16 protein-coding genes and 1 tRNA gene are annotated in these 18,890 nt (G+C 60.8%); 11 read left to right on the forward strand and 6 right to left on the reverse strand.

The window, feature by feature from the left end; translation table 11 throughout:
- Positions 1-26: 26 nt before the first annotated feature.
- The 7 genes from ABFB52_RS24550 (at position 27) to ABFB52_RS24580 (ending at position 6,026) form a co-directional block, all read left to right on the forward strand.
- Complete coding sequence (locus tag ABFB52_RS24550; RefSeq protein WP_129973070.1) at positions 27-2,084, forward strand: methyl-accepting chemotaxis protein; 2,058 nt, start codon at positions 27-29, stop codon at positions 2,082-2,084.
- Between the two features lie 115 nt (positions 2,085-2,199).
- Positions 2,200-2,276, forward strand: a tRNA-Met gene (locus ABFB52_RS24555).
- Between the two features lie 224 nt (positions 2,277-2,500).
- Positions 2,501-3,748 carry an S-type pyocin domain-containing protein gene (locus ABFB52_RS24560; RefSeq protein ID WP_346836108.1) on the forward strand — a complete coding sequence of 416 codons (1,248 nt, stop codon included), beginning with the start codon at positions 2,501-2,503 and terminating at the stop codon, positions 3,746-3,748.
- Positions 3,749-3,755: 7 nt separating this feature from the next.
- On the forward strand, positions 3,756-4,031 hold the full coding sequence (locus tag ABFB52_RS24565; RefSeq protein ID WP_085745396.1) for a bacteriocin immunity protein: 276 nt from the start codon (positions 3,756-3,758) through the stop codon (positions 4,029-4,031).
- Positions 4,031-4,255, forward strand: coding sequence for a bacteriocin immunity protein (locus tag ABFB52_RS24570; RefSeq protein WP_236191694.1), 225 nt, complete (start codon positions 4,031-4,033; stop codon positions 4,253-4,255). The genes ABFB52_RS24565 and ABFB52_RS24570 overlap by 1 nt, the downstream gene beginning before the upstream one ends.
- A gap of 262 nt (positions 4,256-4,517) precedes the next feature.
- Positions 4,518-5,768, forward strand: a complete 1,251-nt coding sequence (locus ABFB52_RS24575) for an S-type pyocin domain-containing protein (protein WP_129973072.1) — start codon at positions 4,518-4,520, stop codon at positions 5,766-5,768.
- Positions 5,769-5,774: 6 nt separating this feature from the next.
- Positions 5,775-6,026 carry a bacteriocin immunity protein gene (locus tag ABFB52_RS24580; protein WP_129973073.1) on the forward strand — a complete coding sequence of 84 codons (252 nt, stop codon included), beginning with the start codon at positions 5,775-5,777 and terminating at the stop codon, positions 6,024-6,026.
- 77 nt (positions 6,027-6,103) lie between these two features.
- Here the strand turns inward: ABFB52_RS24580 and ABFB52_RS24585 are convergent, their stop codons facing one another.
- Entirely contained in the window at positions 6,104-7,210 is a 1,107-nt protein-coding gene (locus tag ABFB52_RS24585; RefSeq protein WP_129973074.1) for a DUF2817 domain-containing protein, read from the reverse strand.
- Between the two features lie 155 nt (positions 7,211-7,365).
- Between ABFB52_RS24585 and ggt the strand changes: the two genes are divergently transcribed.
- Positions 7,366-9,198 carry a gamma-glutamyltransferase gene (ggt, locus tag ABFB52_RS24590; protein WP_129973075.1) on the forward strand — a complete coding sequence of 611 codons (1,833 nt, stop codon included), beginning with the start codon at positions 7,366-7,368 and terminating at the stop codon, positions 9,196-9,198.
- 87 nt (positions 9,199-9,285) lie between these two features.
- Here the strand turns inward: ggt and ABFB52_RS24595 are convergent, their stop codons facing one another.
- The 5 genes from ABFB52_RS24595 to ABFB52_RS24615 form a co-directional block, all read right to left on the reverse strand.
- Entirely contained in the window at positions 9,286-9,507 is a 222-nt protein-coding gene (locus ABFB52_RS24595) for a helix-turn-helix transcriptional regulator (RefSeq protein WP_129973076.1), read from the reverse strand.
- Between the two features lie 7 nt (positions 9,508-9,514).
- Entirely contained in the window at positions 9,515-10,075 is a 561-nt protein-coding gene (locus ABFB52_RS24600) for a DUF2975 domain-containing protein (RefSeq protein ID WP_129973077.1), read from the reverse strand.
- Positions 10,076-10,167: 92 nt separating this feature from the next.
- Entirely contained in the window at positions 10,168-10,767 is a 600-nt protein-coding gene (locus tag ABFB52_RS24605; RefSeq protein WP_129973078.1) for a flavin reductase family protein, read from the reverse strand.
- Positions 10,768-10,854: 87 nt separating this feature from the next.
- Positions 10,855-12,171 carry a PAS domain-containing methyl-accepting chemotaxis protein gene (locus ABFB52_RS24610; protein ID WP_102716929.1) on the reverse strand — a complete coding sequence of 439 codons (1,317 nt, stop codon included), beginning with the start codon at positions 12,169-12,171 and terminating at the stop codon, positions 10,855-10,857.
- Positions 12,172-12,288: 117 nt separating this feature from the next.
- Positions 12,289-13,602 (reverse strand): MFS transporter, encoded by a 1,314-nt coding sequence (locus ABFB52_RS24615; protein WP_129973079.1) that lies wholly within the window; start codon positions 13,600-13,602, stop codon positions 12,289-12,291.
- A 199-nt stretch (positions 13,603-13,801) separates the two neighbouring features.
- Here ABFB52_RS24615 and ABFB52_RS24620 point away from each other — a divergent pair, with 199 nt between their 5' ends.
- From ABFB52_RS24620 to ABFB52_RS24630, 3 genes are all read left to right on the forward strand, one after another.
- Positions 13,802-15,220, forward strand: coding sequence for a TIGR00366 family protein (locus tag ABFB52_RS24620; protein WP_007951749.1), 1,419 nt, complete (start codon positions 13,802-13,804; stop codon positions 15,218-15,220).
- Between the two features lie 211 nt (positions 15,221-15,431).
- The gene (locus ABFB52_RS24625) at positions 15,432-17,129 is read left to right on the forward strand and encodes a molecular chaperone HscC (protein ID WP_129973080.1); all 1,698 of its coding nucleotides are present in this window, start codon (positions 15,432-15,434) and stop codon (positions 17,127-17,129) included.
- A gap of 11 nt (positions 17,130-17,140) precedes the next feature.
- Entirely contained in the window at positions 17,141-18,868 is a 1,728-nt protein-coding gene (locus ABFB52_RS24630) for a J domain-containing protein (RefSeq protein WP_129973081.1), read from the forward strand.
- The last annotated feature ends 22 nt before the right edge of the window (positions 18,869-18,890 follow it).

The following is an 18,890-nucleotide window of genomic DNA, read 5'->3' on the forward strand; positions in this document are numbered from 1 at the left end:
CGTGGTGTCCAGAGGAGTCATGGGGCATGCAGGCTTTTTTATCACCGGGGATCAGGTTGCTGGGGCGGTTTGGCTTCGCGCGTAAATTCCAGTTGTTGTTTCTGCTGTTTATCCTGCCATTGGCCGGCAGCCTGTTGATGATCGGCCAGGACTATCGCGACAAACTCAACCTGATCGCCGGCGAACGTGCCGGTGTGCGGCAGTTGCTCGCCCTCGATGCTCTCGACAACCTGCTCGCCGCCCAACGCGACCGCGCCGCCCGCTGGCGCGCCACGGAAACCAACCGCCAGCCGACGCCAGCGACCCTTGCCGCGATGGCTGCGTTCGATGGCGTACAACCTGCTGTTGCCCAGGCGACGCTGGACTTGGGCAATGCCTTGCAAGCCGAAGGCGCGGAAGGTGAAACCCAGACCCGCTATCAGGCCCTGCAAGCCGCGCTGAATGGCCTGGACTCGAAAAGCCTTTCCGGTGTCGGTTGGTGGCCGGACGGTTACGACCGTTTCACCAACGCCCTCAGCGCCCTGCAAGCCTTGCGCGAACAGATCGCGATGGACAATCGCCTGATCCTCGCGCCGTGGCTGGAGACCTATCTGCTGACGCAGATTTCCACCCAACATGCACCGGACCTAATCGAACGGGTCGGCCGACTGGCAGCCGTCGGCCAGGCGTCCGTGGTTTCCGGTCAGTTCACCCTGCAAAGCCGTCTGCAACTGCGCGACCTGCGCAGCCGCATCGGCGATGCCCGCGAGCAGCTGGTGAAAACCGCGAGCCTGCTCGAAGCGCGTCTGCCGCCAGCCCTGCAAGGCTGGGCCGGGCAATATCACGACAGCCTTAAACAGCTGGACGCCGGTTTGAAAGTGCTGGATGACGGCGTGTTCGGCGGCAGCATCAATCTCAAGCCTGAAGAATTCGAGCGCACTCTCGATGCCCTGCTCGGCAACCTCGCCACGCTGCGCCAGCAATCGCTGGTGTCGCTGGATCAGCGGCTGGATGACTACCACGGATCGGCAATTCGTCAGTTCATCATTGTCGCGGCTGTGTTCGGTTTCCTGTTACTTGCGGCGCTGTACCTGTTCGTCTGCCTGCAAGCCTCTATCCGCCGCAGTGCCAGCGGCATCACGCTGCTGGCCGAGGCTCTGCGCGACGGCAATCTGAGCCTGCAGGTGCCGGTCGTGGGTCGCGATGAACTGGCCTCGATCAGCACCGCACTCAACGTGGCGGTGGTGCAATTGCGCACCAGCCTGCTGGGAGTCGATCACGAGACGTCGCAACTGAGCAACGCGGTGCGCAGCCTCAACGATCACTCCAGCGGCGCTCTCAGCGAAGTCGAAGCGCAGCAATTGCAGATCAGCCAGATCGCCGCAGCCGCCACGCAACTGGCGGCGACGTCTCAAGGCGTGGCGCAGAGTTGTGAACAGGCTTCCGGCAGCGCTCAGCACACCCGGCGCATTGCCGCCGACAGTAGCCGTGACAGTCAACGGACCACGGCGAGCATCCAGCAGCTCAATCAGCGCCTGAACGAAACTGCCGCAGCGCTCGGCCGGGTCAGCGAGCAAGGGCAGCAGATTCAACTGGTGGTCGATACCATTCGTGGCGTCGCCGAGCAGACCAACCTGCTGGCGCTCAACGCGGCTATTGAAGCAGCTCGCGCCGGCGAACAAGGTCGTGGTTTTGCCGTGGTAGCCGACGAGGTGCGCAGCCTGTCGCAACGTACGCAATCGTCCACAGCGCAGATCGCCGGTACGGTCGACAGCTTGCGCAATACGGTCAACGAAGCCGTGAGCCTGATGGAGGCTGCGTGCGGCCAGGCGCAATCGGATGCCGCTGCGGTCACGGGACTTGGCGAACGCCTGGGGGAAATCGCCAGCGCCGTGCAGAGCGTCACCGACACCCTCGCCCAGATCGCCACGGCAGTGGAAGAACAGGCGAGCACCGCCGATGAGGTCAGCGGCAATATCCAGCAGGTGGATCAAGCGGCGGTTCGCCTGCTCGAAGGCGCGCGGGCCGTGAATCTCGCGGCGGACACCTTGAGCCAGGGCAGCCATGCCTTGAGTGCCAACACCGGAAGATTTCAGCTGCGTTGAAAGCCCCTCCCGCCCCGATTTTCGGCGCGGGAGGATAAGCGGTTGAAAATAAGAAGAAATATTTTGAATTTACGCTTGACGCTTTTCCATTTCAGGGGAATAATGCGCGCCACTTGGCTACATAGCTCAGTTGGTTAGAGCATAGCATTCATAATGCTGGGGTCCGGGGTTCAAGTCCCTGTGTAGCCACCAAGTACTAAAAACGGCTTACCGAAAGGTAGGCCGTTTTTTTATGCCTAGAGAAAAGTGCCCTTCCTCAGTGAGTCGGCTGGCTCCGTAGGAACCGGGTGCGAAAAGCGTACGAAGAGGATTTTTCGTTCGATCAGGCCCCTGCATCCCTACCAGTCGATTTGATCGCCATCCCCACTGACCCACAAGCTCCCCTGTCTCGATCCAACGACAGACAGGGAGTTGTCATGGACCTGGACCAAGACCTTTTCGATGATATCTGGCGCCGAAAGCTTCCAAACGGCGGCGCCTCATGGGCAGCATGGAATCCGCCCCGAGAGCCAGAGCCCGTCTACGTTCCAACAGATGAATGGCCAACCCCAAAGCCCCGCGACGATCTGGTATTTGCCAAGTCCTGCACACCGGACAACTGGTGTCGAACGGATGCCGGCACAACACCTGAGCCCGCCTCCAGTTTCGGCAAGATCATGGTGGCGGGCGCCGTACGCTTTCCCGCAGCCAGTAAGGTCGTAGCGAAAGCAATCGGCGCCGATCTGGCCTTGGGGCGCATGGCGGGCGGTGGAATTCTGCAGCAACGTCTCAACTGGGCAATCCGTGGTGCGACAGGCCCGGCCAGTGTTTTCATCCTAGGGATGCTGCCGGCCAGAATGGGCGACGGCACCCTTTATACCGACGAACAACTGCGCACCCTACCCCGCGCCACCACTCGCGTGCGCTTCCAGTTCCGGCGTGATGCCGGAGGGGTCATGCAGGTCTACGGCATCCACACCGGCGTCTCGGGCGACGACTCGGTGCGTACCGTAAAAGTAGAGTGGAACAGCGACAAGAGCGCCATGGAGGCGAAGCTCAACGGCATCACGATTTTGTGGACGCCGCAACGCGGGCCGCTGGGAGCGATGCCGCCGCTGGTTCACCCGGAGCACGGCGAAGCACTGAGTACGATCCTCGTCCACCCGATCGCCGCGAACACCGACAGCCAGATTGAAATCCTGCCCGGCGAAGACATCACCGCCGAGGATTGTATTCTGGTGTTTCCGGCTGAGACCGGGCTGAAGTCGCTGTATGTGGTGTTTTCGAAACCGGCGAGATTGATGCCGGGGACGGTGACGGGGGTTGGGGAGAATTCGTCGGGCATATGGCTCGTCGGAGCAAACTCGGGGGTGGGAGTTCCAATTCCAACAGACGTGGCAGACTCACTCAGGGGACTCGAATTCCAAAGCTTCGATTCGTTCCGAAGGGCTTTTTGGAAAGCCGTTTCGGAGTCTGCCGTGGCGGATCAGTTCATAAAGCAAAGTGTTGGCCGTATGCGTAAAGGTAAAGCACCAAGGGTGCGCAAAGCCGATAGTGTCGGCGGCAGAAGATCTTACGAGCTTCATCATCTCGAAAAAGTATCCGAGGGTGGCGACGTCTACGACGTTGATAATCTACGAGTAAATACACCTCGAAACCACATCGATATCCACCGGAACGAATAGGCCAGTCATGAAAGACAATCTACTGAAAAGCAGCATTTCGGAGTACACAGAGACCGAGTTCGTTGCGTTGTTGGAAGAACTCGTTAAAGAAGATGAAGAAGCCGAAGACGATGGTCGGGCTGATTTGTTACTGTTGCACTTCGAGAAAATCAGCGAACACCCGGCCGGATCCGATCTGATCTATTACCCGGAGACAGGCGCGGATAGCTCTCCTCGGGGGGTCACGCAGATTGTGAAAGAATGGCGAGCTTCACAGGGTCTGCCTGGGTTCAAAGGTCAGTAATGACTCAACGCCGTGTCATTGACGAGATCAGAAAGGAAGACAAGGCACCTACAGATGAACGGGCAGATATTCTATTGCTGCACTTCAACGAGATCGTTGGGCATCCGAGCAAGATGGACCTTATCTACTACCCTGAGCCAGGTGCTGACACGTCGTCCTCTGGCATAGCCCGTACAATCGCGAAATGGCATGAAGCAAACGGACTGCCTGGCTTCAAGAAGTGAAGATTCATGGTCAATCACTGAAAAGACTTCACACCACTAAGTATTAAAACGGCTTACCAAAAGTTAGGCCGTTTTTTATGCCTCAAGAAAAGTGCCCCACTTCAGTGGGCCGGCATGATTCCGTAGGAACAGAGCGCGAAAGGCGTACGAAGAGGATTATTCGTTCGATCAGGCCTCTGCATCCCGGCAAGTCGATTTGATCGCCATCCCGACTGACCGACAAGCTCCCCTGTCTTGATCCAAAGACAGACAGGGAGTTGTCATGGCCCCGGACAAAGACCCTTTCGACGATATCTGGCGCCGAAAACTTCCGAACGGCGGCGCCTCGTGGGCTGCCTGGAATCCGCGCCCGGAGCCAGAGCCTGTCTACGTCCCGACAGACGAATGGCCATCGCCAAAGCCTCGCGACGATCTGGTATTTGCCAAACCCTGCACACCGGATAACTGGTGTCGAACGGATGCCGGCACAACACCTGAGCCCGCCTCTCACTTCGGCAAAGTCATGGTGGCAGGCGCCCTGCGCATTCCCGCTGCCAGTCACGCCGTAGCGAAGGCCATCGGCGCCGATCTGGCGTTGGGGCGCATGGCGGGCGGTGGAATTCTGCAGCAACGTCTCAACTGGGCAATCCGTGGTGCGACAGGCCCGGCCAGTGTTTTCATCCTAGGGATGCTGCCGGCCAGAATGGGCGACGGCACGCTCTACACCGACGATCAGCTACGCACCTTGTCTCGCGCAACCACTCGCGTGCGGTTCCAGTTCCGACGCGATGCCGAAGGGGTCATGCAGGTCTACGGCATCCACACCGGAGCCTCGGGCGACGACTCGGTGCGTACCGTAAAAGTCGAGTGGAACAACGACAAGAGCGCCATGGAGGCGAAGCTCAACGACATCACGATTTTGTGGACGCCGCAACGCGGGCCGCTGGGAGCGATGCCGCCGCTGGTTTATCCGGAGCACGGCGAACCACTGAGCACGATCCTCGTCCACCCGATCGCCGCGAACACCGACAGCCAGATAGAAATCCTGCCCGGCGAAGACATCACCGCCGAGGATTGTATTCTGGTGTTTCCGGCTGAGACCGGGCTGAAGTCGTTGTATGTGGTGTTTTCGAAACCGGCGAGATTGATGCCGGAGACGGTGACGGGGATTGGTGAGGATGTTTCCGGTGTATGGCTGGCAGGAGCTGGAACAGGGATTGGAGTGCCGATTCCGACGCGGATTGCGGACAGACTCAGAGGGAGGGAGTTTTCAAACTTCGACGCGTTCAGAAAAGCATTCTGGCAAGCCGTGCGGGATGATCCAGAACTTTTCGATCAGTTCAATTCGGATGCCCAAGATCGTTTAATGTCGGGCAACGCACCCGCGGTTCGAGACAGGGAGTCTGTAGGCACAAGAGGGGTATTTGAAATACATCACGTCGAGCGGATCACTGATGGCGGCGCTGTCTACGACATAGACAACCTCCGAATCAACACCCCTAAAAATCACATCTTTCAACACAAAAAACAGTGAACGCACATGGAAAAAATATCTGAATACACTGAAACCGAATTTATCCGTTTCATCGAAAAAATACGTGCCACCAATAAAAGTGGATCGGATACGGAGCTTGGCGAGCTGCTGGCACAATTCAGAAAGCTTACCAGCCACCCGGACGGCACCGACTTGATTTTTTATCCCGAACCAGGAGAGGACAACTCTGCCGTGGGCATTACGAAGACCGTAAGAGAATGGCGCGCCGCCAACGGACTGCCAGGATTCAAGCAGTAACCCTCCGGCATCCATAGTCAAAACCGCTGCGCATCACCAGGCAGTCAAAACGGCTTACCGAAAGGTAAGCCGTTTGTTTATCCCTCGCCCATTAACGCCGCCAGCCCTCTCGCCCAAATCTGCCGCGTCCGCAAACCGACAATCGCCCGCCAGTCCGGATCCGCCGGATAAAACTGCTCCAGCAGATTCAACTTGATCGCCCGCCCCGTCGCATCCAGCGGATCGCCATGCAGATGCAGCCAGTGATCGTCGCGCAGATAACGATGCACGTCCGGCCCCGAATAAGTCCCGCACTCGATCACGAACGGCATCAGTTGCACATTCGGCAACGCGTTGAGCAACGCCTGCGAGGTGTAACCGGTAGCGGTTGCCGCGACACCGGTTTCGCTCAGGGTTTCGGCGCCGGTGTGCAGCGTGTAGAGCCACGGGCCGTAAATCGATTGCGCTTGGGCCAGTGCTGGATACGGCGCTTGGGTAATCGTCAGCAGCATCGGATGCCCGTACTCCCCGGCACCGGTGTGCAGGTCGAAACACATCACGGTTTCAGCACCGGCCAGATGATTCTCGATGATTGAATGCAGCGTGCGATTCGACCAACTCGGCGCGAGTCCGCCAAAGAACAATCCGTCGGGATGACTGTGCTGACCGCCCTCGACAATCGACATGACAGCCGGCCAGCCGTGCTCGGCAATTTGCGCATCCAGCAAGGCATCAGCCTTTTGCCGCTCGGGGCCATTCAAATCGGTGCAGGCGTAAATTTCATGGAGCGCCGCGTAAACGCGGTTGTCCGGAAGCGGTCGGTTGAAATCCAGGTGATTGCGGTTGAGGTCGATGTTGTCTTCATTGACCCGCCGCAGCCACGCCGTGCCCCACGGGTTGATCAGGTGAACCATTACCACCGCGACATCCTTCGGCAGCGAATCCGGCGTGAAATGCTTCAGCCAGTCGATCTGGCACTCCGAGCCGTAATAACCCTCAACTCCATGGGTGCCGCTGAGCGCCACCAGGCGCCGCTTGGTCGACGGATCCCCCAGCACCGCCACATCGGTACTCAAAGACTCGCCAAACGGCCCATTGAGCGGATGCGCGTACGAAGAGAGCGTTGCACCCGCCACCTTCGCGGCGGCTAAAAAGCGCTCGCGCTGTTCGCGATAGCTGGGCTGGGTCGGAAACTCGTTGTGCATGGCGGCCTCTTGTTGATTGTTCTGGCTTCACGTTTGCCCATGACCCTACAGAAATTCCGCCAAGGCATGAAGGACAAAGGTGCCTGCGGTTTGCGTCGTACACGGTCGGCCGATACAGTCCGTCAGACCTTTATCCCACGGACGGAGAGCCCCGCGTGTTTCCAGCCCTGCCCCTGAACCGGTTTCGCCTGCCCGCCCTGACACTGATCGTCAGCGCCATCGCCCTCACGGCCTGCAACGCCCCGCCCTCCTCGACCCTGCCGCTGGCACCGGAAGCCGCCTCCGGTTACCGCACCGGCCTGCAAGCCAGCCACGCCGAAAAACACATGGCCGCCGCTGCCAATCCGCTGGCCGCCGAGGCCGGTCGAGAGATGTTGCGTCAGGGTGGTTCCGCCATCGATGCCGCTATAGCGATGCAAGCGGTGCTGACCCTGGTCGAACCGCAATCCTCCGGGATCGGTGGTGGCGCGATGATCGTGCTGTGGGACGGCAAACAGGTGCGCACCTACGACGGTCGTGAAACGGCACCGGCGGGTGCGACCGAGAAACTGTTTCTGCAGGCCGACGGTAAACCGATGCCGTTCCCGCAGGCGCAGATCGGTGGACGCTCTGTCGGCACGCCGGGGGTGATGCGTGCATTGGAGCTGGCGCACAAAAAGCACGGCCGCTTGCCATGGGCGACATTGTTCGAGCCGGCAATCAAACTCGCCGAGCAAGGTTTCGCGATCTCCCCACGCCTGCATTCACTGCTGGAATCCGACCCGGTGATTCGCCGCTCGCCGGACATGGCCAGGTACTTTCTGAACAGCGATGGCAGCGTCAAAGCCGTCGGCACGCGACTGCAAAACCCGGCGCTGGCCGCCGTGCTCAAACGCATCGCCAACGAAGGTGCGGACGCGCTGTACAAAGGCCCGATCGCCGAAGAAATCGTGGCCAAGGTTCAGGGCCACGCCAACCCCGGCAGCCTGTCGCTGAACGACCTTCAGCACTATCAGGCCAAGGAGCGCGCGCCACTGTGCACCGACTACAAGCGCTGGCAGGTTTGCGGGATGCCGCCGCCATCATCGGGCGGGATTGCGGTGGCGCAGACTCTCGGCACCTTGCAGGCGCTGGAAACCCGCGATCCGCGTCTGGCTCTGACGCCGCTCAAGCCAGTGAAAACCGATAGACCTGCCGGCATCGAACCTGCGCCGCTAGCCGTGCACCTGATCGCCGAAGCCGAGCGCCTGGCCTACGCCGACCGCGCGCAATACGTAGCCGATACCGACTTCGTGCCGGTGCCGGTCAAAGGTTTGGTCGACTCGGGTTACCTGGCCAGCCGCGCCAGCCTGATCGGCGAACGCAGCATGGGCACAGCCAAACCCGGCACACCGCCGGGCGTACAGGTCGCCTACGCGCCGGATCGCTCGCCGCTGCGCATTTCCACCTCGCAAGTGGTGGCGGTCGATGACTTCGGTGGCGCCGTGTCGATGACCACCACCATCGAAGCAGCGTTCGGCTCGCACCTGATGGTTCAGGGTTTCCTGCTCAACAACCAGATGACCGACTTCTCGTTCATCCCGGAAGAGAACGGACAGAAGGTCGCCAACCGCGTGGAGCCCGGCAAACGCCCGCGCTCGTCGATGGCGCCGACCCTGATCTTCGACCGCAACAGTGGCGAGTTCGTCGCCACCGTCGGCTCTCCCGGCGGCTCGCAGATCATCGAGTACGTGGCCAAAACCACCGTCGGCCTGCTCGACTGGAACCTCGACCCGCAAAGCGCCATCAGCCTGCCCAACTTCGGCAGCCGCAACGGCCCCACTGAACTGGAACAGGGCCAGTTCAGCCCGACGCTGATCCAGGCACTCAAGGACAAGGACCACACCGTCAACGAAATCGACATGACCAGCGGCACCCAGGCCATCGTGCGGGTCAAGGATGCTCAAGGGAAGGCAACGCTGGCAGGTGGGGCAGATCCTCGGCGTGAAGGGGTAGCGTTGGGGGATTGAATCAGCACTGCCAACTGAAAAAGGCTTACCGAGAGGTAAGCCTTTTTTGTATGTCCATGAATTCATTTCCAGCGCCAACTGAAACCCTCAGGCTTCACCCTCCTCCCCCGCCACCCGAACCAGCAGATCACCGGGCTGACAGTTGAGGTACTCGCAGATGGCATCCAGGGTCGCCAGTCGCAGCCCTTTGACCTTGCCCTGTTTGAACAGCGACAGGTTGGCCTCGGTGATGCCGATGGCGGCTGCAAGGTCTTTGGATTTGACCTTGCGCAGCGCGAGCATCACATCCAGTTGAATCACGATAGGCATGAGGACCTCAAATAAACGTACGGTTTTCCCGATCCACTTCGCTGGCCTGCGCCAGAATCCGCGCGATGATCGAAATGCACGCGGCCAGAAACAACGCGACGAATGAGGCCGCCGTGATGCTCAGGGTAAACAACCGCTCACCGACCGGCGCGTTCTGGGTGACCCACAGGCTGAGCATCGGCTCACAGAGGAAATCCAGCAGCACCCAGATCGCCACTGCTCGCCCGACCTTGCCCAGATGCTCCGCTGTTTCCCGGGCGAAATACTCACCTCGCGCGTAACTCTGAAACAGCCGGCGCAAATGGTTCAGGCCCGACGCAAGCGCCAGCAGGGGAATGCTCGACAGCACGATCCCGCCCAGCTTCTGCCACCATGGAAACAGCGTGGCGGTGTCGGCCATGTGTGACAGCTGGCGCTCGGTCAGCGCAAACCCCAGCCCCCAGCCTTCCTTTTCCGCCAACGGTGGGTAAACCCAAATGACAGCATTGAGCAGCAGCATCACGACGATCAGGATCAACGTCACCGTCGCCATGCGCCGACTGAATTGCACGAGCCCGTGGGTGGTCATGGGAAAGCCTCACAAGAATGAATGTGAGCGCCACCCTAACGAATAAAATTATCGCAAAACAATAATTAATTGCTGCAAAACATTAATAAACGTCAGGCATCAAGATTTTTACCGACCACCGGATCACCGATCTTCAGAAAGTTGCCACCGGCCACGTGATGCAGCGTGCGCAGCTCATCGTGCCCTTCAAAATGCCAGCGTCCATCGCTGAACACCCGCGAATCAGCCTGCGCCGCGATCACCTCGGCGAGGAACAGATCGTATTGCTCGTGATTGTGCGGCTCCGGCAGCAACCGGCATTCGAGCCAGGCCACGCAACCGTCCAGCATTGGTGCCTCGACCTGCTCGCCAGCAAAGCTCTGCAAGCCGTACGCCTGAAACTTGTCCTGACCTTGATCGCGATTGATTTCCAGGCCCGATGTCGAGCCGACGGTCTGCACGATGTCGGCCTGATTCACACAAGGAACGTTGAGAACAAAGGTGCCCGAGGCCTCGAGCAATTGTCGGGTCCAGGTAGATTTGTCGAGAACTACCGCGACTTTCGGCGGTTCGAAATCCAGCGGCATGGCCCACGCAGCCGCCATGATGTTGCGCTGCCCGTCATGGGCGGCGCTGACCAGCACGGTCGGCCCGTGATTGAGCAGACGGTAGGCTTTGTTCAGGGGAACCGGGCGACGGAAGGACTCGCTCATGGGATCTGCTCCGGGAAAAAGAGCCGATTGTAGCGGGATAAAAACAACGAAGGGATGGCCGTGAACCATCCCATCGCCTGGCAGGCATCAGTTGGATAACTGGTTGGCGAACTGGCCGACTGCATCCACCACTTTCTGCGCGCCATCCTGGATCTCGACGATCACCGTACCGGCCTCCGCCGCCAGCGCCAGCCCTTGTTCGGCCTGTTGCTTGCCGTCGGTCATCAGCGCCACGGCGTTGCGCGCCATGTCCTGGTTCTGGCGCACCACACCGACGATTTCCTCGGTCGCCTGGCTGGTGCGCGAGGCCAGTTGCCGCACTTCGTCGGCCACCACGGCAAAGCCTCGGCCCTGCTCACCCGCGCGAGCGGCTTCGATGGCCGCGTTAAGCGCCAACAGGTTGGTCTGTTCGGCAATGCCGCTGATGGTCTTGACGATGGTGCCGATTACCTGGGATTGCTCGTTCAGCGCCTCGATGCCTTCGCCGGCGGTCTGCATGTGCTTCGACAGATCGCGCATCACGTTGACCGCTTCCGTCACCACACGGGTGCCGCGCTGGGCGGTGCTGTCGGTCTGCAGGGACGTGCTGTAGGCGATGTTGGCGGCGTCGGCGACGGCCTGTTCCTGATTGACCTGATCGGTGATCACCGTGGCGAACTTCACCACTTTGTAGAGTTTTTCGTTGGCGTCGAGCACCGGGTTGTAGGACGCCTCCAGCCAGACCGTCCGGCCATGGCTGTCGACCCGCTTGAAGCGGCCGGCGACAAATTCGCCATTGTTCAGACGACGCCAGAAGTTCTGGTACTCGGCGCTGTTGTACTCCTCCGGCTCGCAGAACTGGCGGTGATGTTTGCCCTTGATCTGCGCCAGGCTGTAACCCATCCCTTGCAGGAACCGTTCATTGGCACTCAGCACGTTACCGCTGAGGTCGAACTCGATCACGGCGGTCGAACGCACCAGCGCGCCGATCAGGTTTTCGTGTTCGCGGGAGGCCTCGATAGTGCGGGTCAGGTCGCTGGAGAAAATCGAGAAATGCTTGATCCGGCCATCCGACGAGCGAATCGGCTGCACGATCGAACGCAACCACGCCTCTTCGCCGTTACCGCGGGAAAGACGCACAGCGCCGGCGAAATGCTCGCCACGGGTCAGGGCGGCCTTGAAGCGGTGATGAAACTCGTCCGACTTCACATGGGCCGGCACGATATCTTCGATGGCGCGGCCGATCAGGTCGTGGCTCTTGTAGAGCATTTCGTTGAGGAAGTTCTGATTGACCGACTGAATCCGTCCGTCGGGCTCAAGGGTGAGCACCAGCATCTCGCTTTCCAGGCTCTCCTTCACTTGCAGAAGGCTGGAGAGTTCTTCACGAAGAGCCGCCAGCTCTTGCTTCAGGCGTTTGTTGAACATGGGAAAGCACCGATGGACTGGATGGATAGCGGGTATGCAGCCTAACCATCGGCCTTGGAAATCTTTTCTGAAGAGCGCTTGAGGCGTGTCCTACAAAAATAGTTACGCCTCGACAATTCAGGCGGTGCCGGCCACCGCACAGTGATCTGCGCGCGGCATGCGCGAGCCGAAATACGCTGCGCTGACGACGCCCACCGCGCCCATCACCGTGCAGAACATCACGCAGATCCACGGACTCCACGGCATCAGACCGATCAGCAGCAACGGTGTGAAACTGGCCCAGGCGGCGTAGGCAATGTTGTAGGTGAAGGAGATCCCGGAAACGCGGATCCGCGCCGGGAACAGGCTGACCATCACCGACGGCACCGCACCGACCACGCCACAGCACAAGCCGGCGATGGCGTAGGCCAGACCGACCCAATCCCCGCCGCTGATCAGGCAGCTATAAAGCAGACCGATGCCCAGCGGCAGCAGCAGGCTGTAGAGCATGACCGTGCGCCAGGCACCGATGCGATCGACCAGTCGGCCGGCGATCACGCAGCCGATGTTCAGGAAAACGATGCCCAGCGCGCTCAACGCGAAGGTGTGGCCAGCGGTCATGCCGAAGGTTTTCTGCATCATGGTCGGGGTGATGACCACGAACACCACCACCGCCGAGGTCAGCACGCAGGTCAGGAGCATCGCGGGCAACATGGCCAGGCGATGATCTCGCAGCACGGTGCGCAGCGGCAGCTCGACCCGCGCCTCGCGCTGCGCTTCCATCGCCATGAACACCGGGGTTTCGCTCAGCCAGCGGCGCAGCCAGACACCGATCACGCCGAACACACCACCGAGCAGGAACGGATAACGCCACGCGTAATCGAGCACTTCGGCCGGGGTGAACATTTGCGCGAGAAAAGTCGCGGTCAATGCGCCGATCAGATAACCAAAGGTCAGCCCGGCCTGCAGAAAGCCCAGGGCATAACCGCGATGCCCGGCCGGCGCGTGCTCGGCCACGAACACCCAGGCGCTCGGCACTTCACCGCCCACCGCCGCGCCTTGCAGGATGCGCAGCGCCAGCAGCAACAGCGGTGCGAAATAACCGATCTGTGCATAAGTCGGCATGATCCCGATCAGCAGGCACGGCAGCGCCATCATCAGGATGCTCAGGCTGAAAACCTTCTTGCGCCCCAGCCGGTCGGCGAAATGCGCCATCAGGATCCCGCCCAGCGGGCGCGCCAGATAGCCGGTGACGAAGATCCCGAAGCTTTGCAGCAGGCGCAGCCACTCGGGCATTTCCGGCGGGAAGAACAGCTGGCTGAGGGTCAGGGCGAAGAACACGAAAATGATGAAATCGTAGATCTCCAGCGCCCCGCCCAGGGCCGCAAGGCCGAGGGTCTTGTAGTCGGAACGGCTGAACGGCGCCGGTCGGGCAGTGGAATGGGCAGTCATGGCAAAGAACTCTGGCAGGCAAAAAACCAAGGCGCCCATGGTCTACGCAAACGGGCCGCCGGACAACCCGTTAGACCATAGTCTGATTCAGCAAAACACGGTCACAAAAATCCGCCGGTTGATTTACTGTTGGCACCTGTCCAGACGGGCCGGCCAAGCCCCGAAGACCACAATAAACATAAAAATCCGAGGTACTCCCGTGGCCGTTGATATCGAAGATAGCCGCTCTGCGCGCTTTGCCTTGCGCTGTTCAAGTTTCGCCGAACGCTGGTTTCCCGACTCCTGGGTATTCGCCGCGCTGGCGGTGATCATCGTCGCGCTGGCGACCCTGGCCATGGGCGCCAAACCCACCGACGCGGCCATGGCCTTCGGTGACGGGTTCTGGAGCCTGATCCCGTTCACCATGCAGATGGCCTTCGTGGTGATCGGTGGTTATGTCGTGGCCAGTTCGCCGCCCGCCGTAAAACTGATCGATCGCCTGGCGCGGATCCCGAAGAACGGTCGCTCGGCCGTGGCCTGGGTCGCGCTGATTTCGATGGTCGCGTCCTTGTTGAACTGGGGCCTGTCGCTGGTGTTCGGCGGTCTGCTGGTGCGCGCTCTCGCCCGCCGCACCGATCTGAAAATGGACTACCGCGCCGCCGGTGCCGCCGCCTATCTTGGCCTCGGCGCCGTTTGGGCGCTGGGCCTGTCGTCGTCCGCCGCGCAGTTGCAGGCCAACCCGGCCAGTCTGCCGCCGTCGATTCTGTCGATCACCGGGGTGATTCCGTTCACCCAGACGATTTTCCTCTGGCAGTCGGGAGTCATGCTGCTGGCGCTGATCGTGATTTCGATCATCATCGCCTACGCCACCGCGCCCGGCCCGAACTCGGCGCGTGACGCCAAGGCCTGCGGCATCGACCCGGCCTTCAACCTGCCGCCGCTGCAACCGCGCACCCGCCCCGGCGAATGGCTGGAACACAGCCCGTTGCTGATCATCCTGCTGGTGCTGCTGGCGGCCGGATGGCTGTTCCACGAGTTCTCGACCAAACCGGCGATCACCGCGATTTCCGGGCTCAACACCTACAACTTCCTGTTCATCATGCTCGGCGCGTTGCTGCACTGGCGCCCGCGCAGTTTCCTCGATGCGGTGTCACGCGCCGTGCCGACCACCACCGGGGTGCTGATCCAGTTCCCGCTGTACGGTTCGATTGCCGCGCTGATGACCACGGTCAAGGGCACTGACGCCCAGACCCTGGCCCATCACATCTCGACGTTCTTCGTCAGCATCGCTTCCCACGACACCTATGCGCTGTTGATGGGTGTGTACTCGGCGATTCTCGGTTTCTTCATTCCGTCCGGCGGTGGCAAGTGGATCATCGAGGCGCCGTACGTGATGCAGGTGGCCAACGATCTGAACTATCACCTCGGTTGGGCGGTGCAGATCTACAACGCCGCCGAAGCCCTGCCGAACCTGATCAACCCGTTCTACATGCTGCCGTTGCTGGGCGTGCTGGGGCTGAAGGCGCGGGATCTGATCGGTTTCTCGTTCGTGCAATTACTGGTGCACACGCCGTTGGTATTGGTGCTGCTGTGGGCGCTGGGCACGACGCTTTCGTACTTGCCGCCGGTCATGCCTTAAACGATGACCACAGGGCGCCGGCTCCGGCGCCCTGTCTTTCCCTTCGACCCCTTCGACAAAAAGCGACCCGAACCATCCCTCCTGCGGTTGCCTGTCGTAAATAATGGCTCAGAGCCATCATCTTTCTTTACCGCGCCACTGCCTCGGTAATATTCTTGCGCGCCCAATATCTGTTTCATTTTTTGTCTGAGCGCAAAGGGAGTTCGTTGCAATGATCGTCGGGATTGACCTGGGAACCACCAACAGCCTTGTTGCCGTATGGCGTGGCGATGCCACTGAGTTGGTGCCTAACGCCCTGGGGCAGTTCCTGACACCCAGCGTGGTGGGTCTGGACGATCAGGGCCGGATTCTGGTCGGGCAAGCTGCCCGCGAACGCCTGCACACTCATCCGCGCCTGACCGCTTCGCTGTTCAAGCGCCATATGGGCAGTGCGACGGAGGTCTACCTCGGGGATAAAAAATTCCGTCCGGAAGAGCTGTCGGCGCTGGTGCTCAAGAGCCTGAAAGAAGACGTCGAGCGCACCTACGGGCAGACCGTCACGGAAGCCGTGATCAGCGTTCCGGCCTATTTCAGCGACGCCCAGCGCAAGGCCACGCGCATTGCCGGTGAACTGGCGGGACTCAAAGTAGAAAAGCTGATCAACGAACCCACCGCCGCCGCACTCGCCTACGGCCTGCACCAACGGGACAAGGAAACGTCGTTCCTGGTGTTCGATCTGGGCGGCGGTACGTTCGACGTGTCGATTCTCGAACTCTTCGAGGGGGTCATGGAGGTGCGCGCCAGCGCCGGTGACAACTTCCTCGGCGGCGAGGATTTCGACAACGTGCTGCTTGAGCACTTTATCGATCAGCATCGCAGCGTGTCGGACTTCCCCGAGCGCTCGACCATCCTCCAGCCGCTGCGCCGCGAGGCAGAACGTGTGCGCCGTGCACTGGGTCAGGACGCCAGCACCGAATTCAGATTGCAGGTTGGCGAAAAGCAATGGACCCAGACCATCACTCAGGCGCAAATGGCGACGCTGTACATGCCGCTGCTCGAACGTCTGCGCGCGCCGATCGAACGGGCCCTGCGTGACGCACGCATCCGCGTCAGCGACCTCGATGAAATCCTGCTGGTCGGCGGCACCACCCGCATGCCGCTGGTGCGCAAACTGGCTGCCGGGCTGTTCGGCCGCTTCCCGTCGATCAGCCTCGATCCGGATCAAGTGGTCGCTCAGGGCGCGGCGATTCAGGCAGCGCTCAAGGCCCGTTCGGCCGCGCTGGAAGAAGTGGTGCTCACTGATGTCTGCTCCTACACATTGGGGATCGAGACTTCCACGCAGGTCGGTCGCCAGTATGAAAGCGGTCACTACCTGCCGATCATCGAGCGCAACAGCATCGTCCCGGTCAGCCGGGTCAAAACCGTGCAGACCCTTCACGACAATCAGGAACAGGTGGTCGTGAAAATCTTTCAGGGCGAAAGCCGCCTGGTCAAAGACAACGTGGCGCTCGGCCAACTGGACATCAAGGTGCCCAAGCGCAAGGCCGGCGAAGTCGAGCTGGATGTGCGCTTCACCTACGACAACAACGGTTTGCTGGAAGCCCAAGTCAGCATTCCCCTGACCGGTCAGCAACATTCGCTGGTCATCGAAAACAACCCCGGCGTGCTGACGCCGGAGGAAATCCAGCAGCGTCTGCAAGCCTTGGCGCAATTGAAGATCCATCCGCGCGAGCAACAGGTGAACACCCTGCTCAGCGCACGGCTGGAACGTCTGTATCAGGAAAGCCTGGGCGACCTTCGCGATCAGATCGGCTACTGGGCCAAGCAATTCCAGCAGGCGCTGGATTCCCAGGACGAGCGGCAGATCCGTGAAACCCGTACCGAACTGAGCAAGCAGTTGAGCGCCCTCGACCGTAACCCCTGGCAGTAAGGAAGCACGACATGGAATGCTGGTCTGTCCTGCAACTGCCCGAAGACGCCGGGCTGCGTGATATCAAACGCAGTTATGCGCGGCTGCTGAAAGTCTTTCGGCCCGATGAAGATGCTGCAGGCTTCCAGCGCCTGCGCGAGGCCTATGAGCGCGCACTGTCGATTGCCCAATGGCGCCTGGAAAACGAAGAGACCGAGGAGCACGGCGACGTCGTGCTGGCTCCTGGGATCGCCGCTCTGGCGGTGCAAGAGCAATCCATGGTTCAGCCGCTGCAGAAGACCGGGACCGATGCGTGGGATTACCCTGCGGCGCTATTCGAACCGGTGACCCCGGCCGCGCCCGAAGCACCGCTCGAGTCGCAGACCTTGCGGGTACAGCCCCTGAGTCCGGAGCCTCTTAACCTGGAACCCGAGCAGCCGACTGCCGACCCGGCCATTGAAGCCGCATCGCAATTGCTGAACGGCCTCTCGGACACCAATCTGGACCAGCGCTGGGAGCAAGCGCGCCAGCAGGATTGTGCGCAAGCGTTCCAGGCGCTGTTGCTGACGTTGTGCTTCGATCATCCCGCCCTGCGCCTTCCGATTGCCCGCTGGGCGGTACAGCACCTGGGTTGGCTGGGGCCGTGGCAGGAGATCGCCATCGGCGACGGGCAGCGCAGCATTCTCGCCAGCGAGTTGCTGAAGGATTACCGGCAATCGCTGGAAACGCTGCTCGCCTCGCAAAACGAGCGTGAATGTCTCGCGCAGCTCAAGACTTACACGGCCCAACCCTGGCTCCAGGTGTTCGACCGTCGGGAACATTGGCAGCAGATCATCCTGCAACTGCTGCAGGACACAGAGTGGAGCGTTCCGCTGTTCGACCGTATCTCCCAATTATTTGGCTGGGACGACACCAAGGGTATTCATCCGCAACCGGACTGGCTCTGGCAGGCGCTGATCGAGCGCTGCAACCAGGAAAGCCTCTACGACACCCTGTGCGCCCGGGCCGAAGATCAGCGCAACGGGTCGCCCGACGCTCTGGCCGCGCGGATGCTGATCAGCCCGATGAAGCCGCGGCAACAGAAAGACATGACCGACCGGTTCATTCCGGCTGACTGGCAGGCCTGCCAGCAGTTGTCGGAAACCCTCAAGTGGCGCTTTCCCGACCTGCTCGCCCGCCTGCCCTACGCCGATGTTTTCTACTGGCGACGGTTTCTGCCGCGCTACATCGCCGCCGAAACCTGGTTGCGCTCATGGGCCGCGATTGCGCTGGCGCTGTGGCTGTTCTATCTGCCCGCCGAGCACAAGACCACGGCGATGAGCATCGTCATTCCCCTGGCCTTCGCCTGTGTTCCTGTCTGGTTTTTCCGGATCGGCTTGAGTTATTGGTTTCTGATCAGCGCCCATTTGATCGTTCAGGATCTGTGGTTGACCGAAAGGATCATTCCGCGCCGATGGAACCCTGATACCCGCTGGCTCGTGCTGCGCCATGGCGTACCGCAAGCCGTCATGATCCTGCTGTTCTCGGTCATGCTCGGTGGGCTGGGAGCCTTCACCTATATCGGAGTGATCCTGATCGGGCTCTGGCACAAGCGGCGCATCGGTACGCTCGACCCGGAGTTCAGCGACAAGCACCCGTGGCTGACCGCGCTGCACTGGGCGCATTTCAGCCCGTTGCAACTGCTGTTTCTGGTGGTCATGACCGGCGTGATTCTCGCCAGTCAGCTTGGTTATTCGCTGAAACACCTGTTCCCCGGCTAGGCTGGACGCGGGCCGGATTGCC

The sequence above is a fragment of the Pseudomonas sp. 9.2(2024) genome (assembly GCF_039695385.1).
GTDB classification, from domain to species: Bacteria; Pseudomonadota; Gammaproteobacteria; order Pseudomonadales; family Pseudomonadaceae; genus Aquipseudomonas; species Aquipseudomonas paraglycinae.

What these genes read in the sequence shown, in the direction of transcription:
- ABFB52_RS24575 (WP_129973072.1), top strand. Translation starts at nt 4,518, where the DNA reads ATGGCCCCGGACAAAGACCCTTTCGACGATATCTGGCGCCGAAAACTT.
- ABFB52_RS24560 (WP_346836108.1), top strand. Translation starts at nt 2,501, where the DNA reads ATGGACCTGGACCAAGACCTTTTCGATGATATCTGGCGCCGAAAGCTT.
- ABFB52_RS24600 (WP_129973077.1), bottom strand. Translation starts at nt 10,075, where the DNA reads ATGACCACCCACGGGCTCGTGCAATTCAGTCGGCGCATGGCGACGGTG.
- ABFB52_RS24595 (WP_129973076.1), bottom strand. Translation starts at nt 9,507, where the DNA reads ATGCCTATCGTGATTCAACTGGATGTGATGCTCGCGCTGCGCAAGGTC.
- ABFB52_RS24630 (WP_129973081.1), top strand. Translation starts at nt 17,141, where the DNA reads ATGGAATGCTGGTCTGTCCTGCAACTGCCCGAAGACGCCGGGCTGCGT.
- ABFB52_RS24585 (WP_129973074.1), bottom strand. Translation starts at nt 7,210, where the DNA reads ATGCACAACGAGTTTCCGACCCAGCCCAGCTATCGCGAACAGCGCGAG.
- ABFB52_RS24625 (WP_129973080.1), top strand. Translation starts at nt 15,432, where the DNA reads ATGATCGTCGGGATTGACCTGGGAACCACCAACAGCCTTGTTGCCGTA.
- ABFB52_RS24580 (WP_129973073.1), top strand. Translation starts at nt 5,775, where the DNA reads ATGGAAAAAATATCTGAATACACTGAAACCGAATTTATCCGTTTCATC.
- ABFB52_RS24605 (WP_129973078.1), bottom strand. Translation starts at nt 10,767, where the DNA reads ATGAGCGAGTCCTTCCGTCGCCCGGTTCCCCTGAACAAAGCCTACCGT.
- ABFB52_RS24570 (WP_236191694.1), top strand. Translation starts at nt 4,031, where the DNA reads ATGACTCAACGCCGTGTCATTGACGAGATCAGAAAGGAAGACAAGGCA.
- ABFB52_RS24565 (WP_085745396.1), top strand. Translation starts at nt 3,756, where the DNA reads ATGAAAGACAATCTACTGAAAAGCAGCATTTCGGAGTACACAGAGACC.
- ABFB52_RS24615 (WP_129973079.1), bottom strand. Translation starts at nt 13,602, where the DNA reads ATGACTGCCCATTCCACTGCCCGACCGGCGCCGTTCAGCCGTTCCGAC.
- ABFB52_RS24610 (WP_102716929.1), bottom strand. Translation starts at nt 12,171, where the DNA reads ATGTTCAACAAACGCCTGAAGCAAGAGCTGGCGGCTCTTCGTGAAGAA.
- ABFB52_RS24550 (WP_129973070.1), top strand. Translation starts at nt 27, where the DNA reads ATGCAGGCTTTTTTATCACCGGGGATCAGGTTGCTGGGGCGGTTTGGC.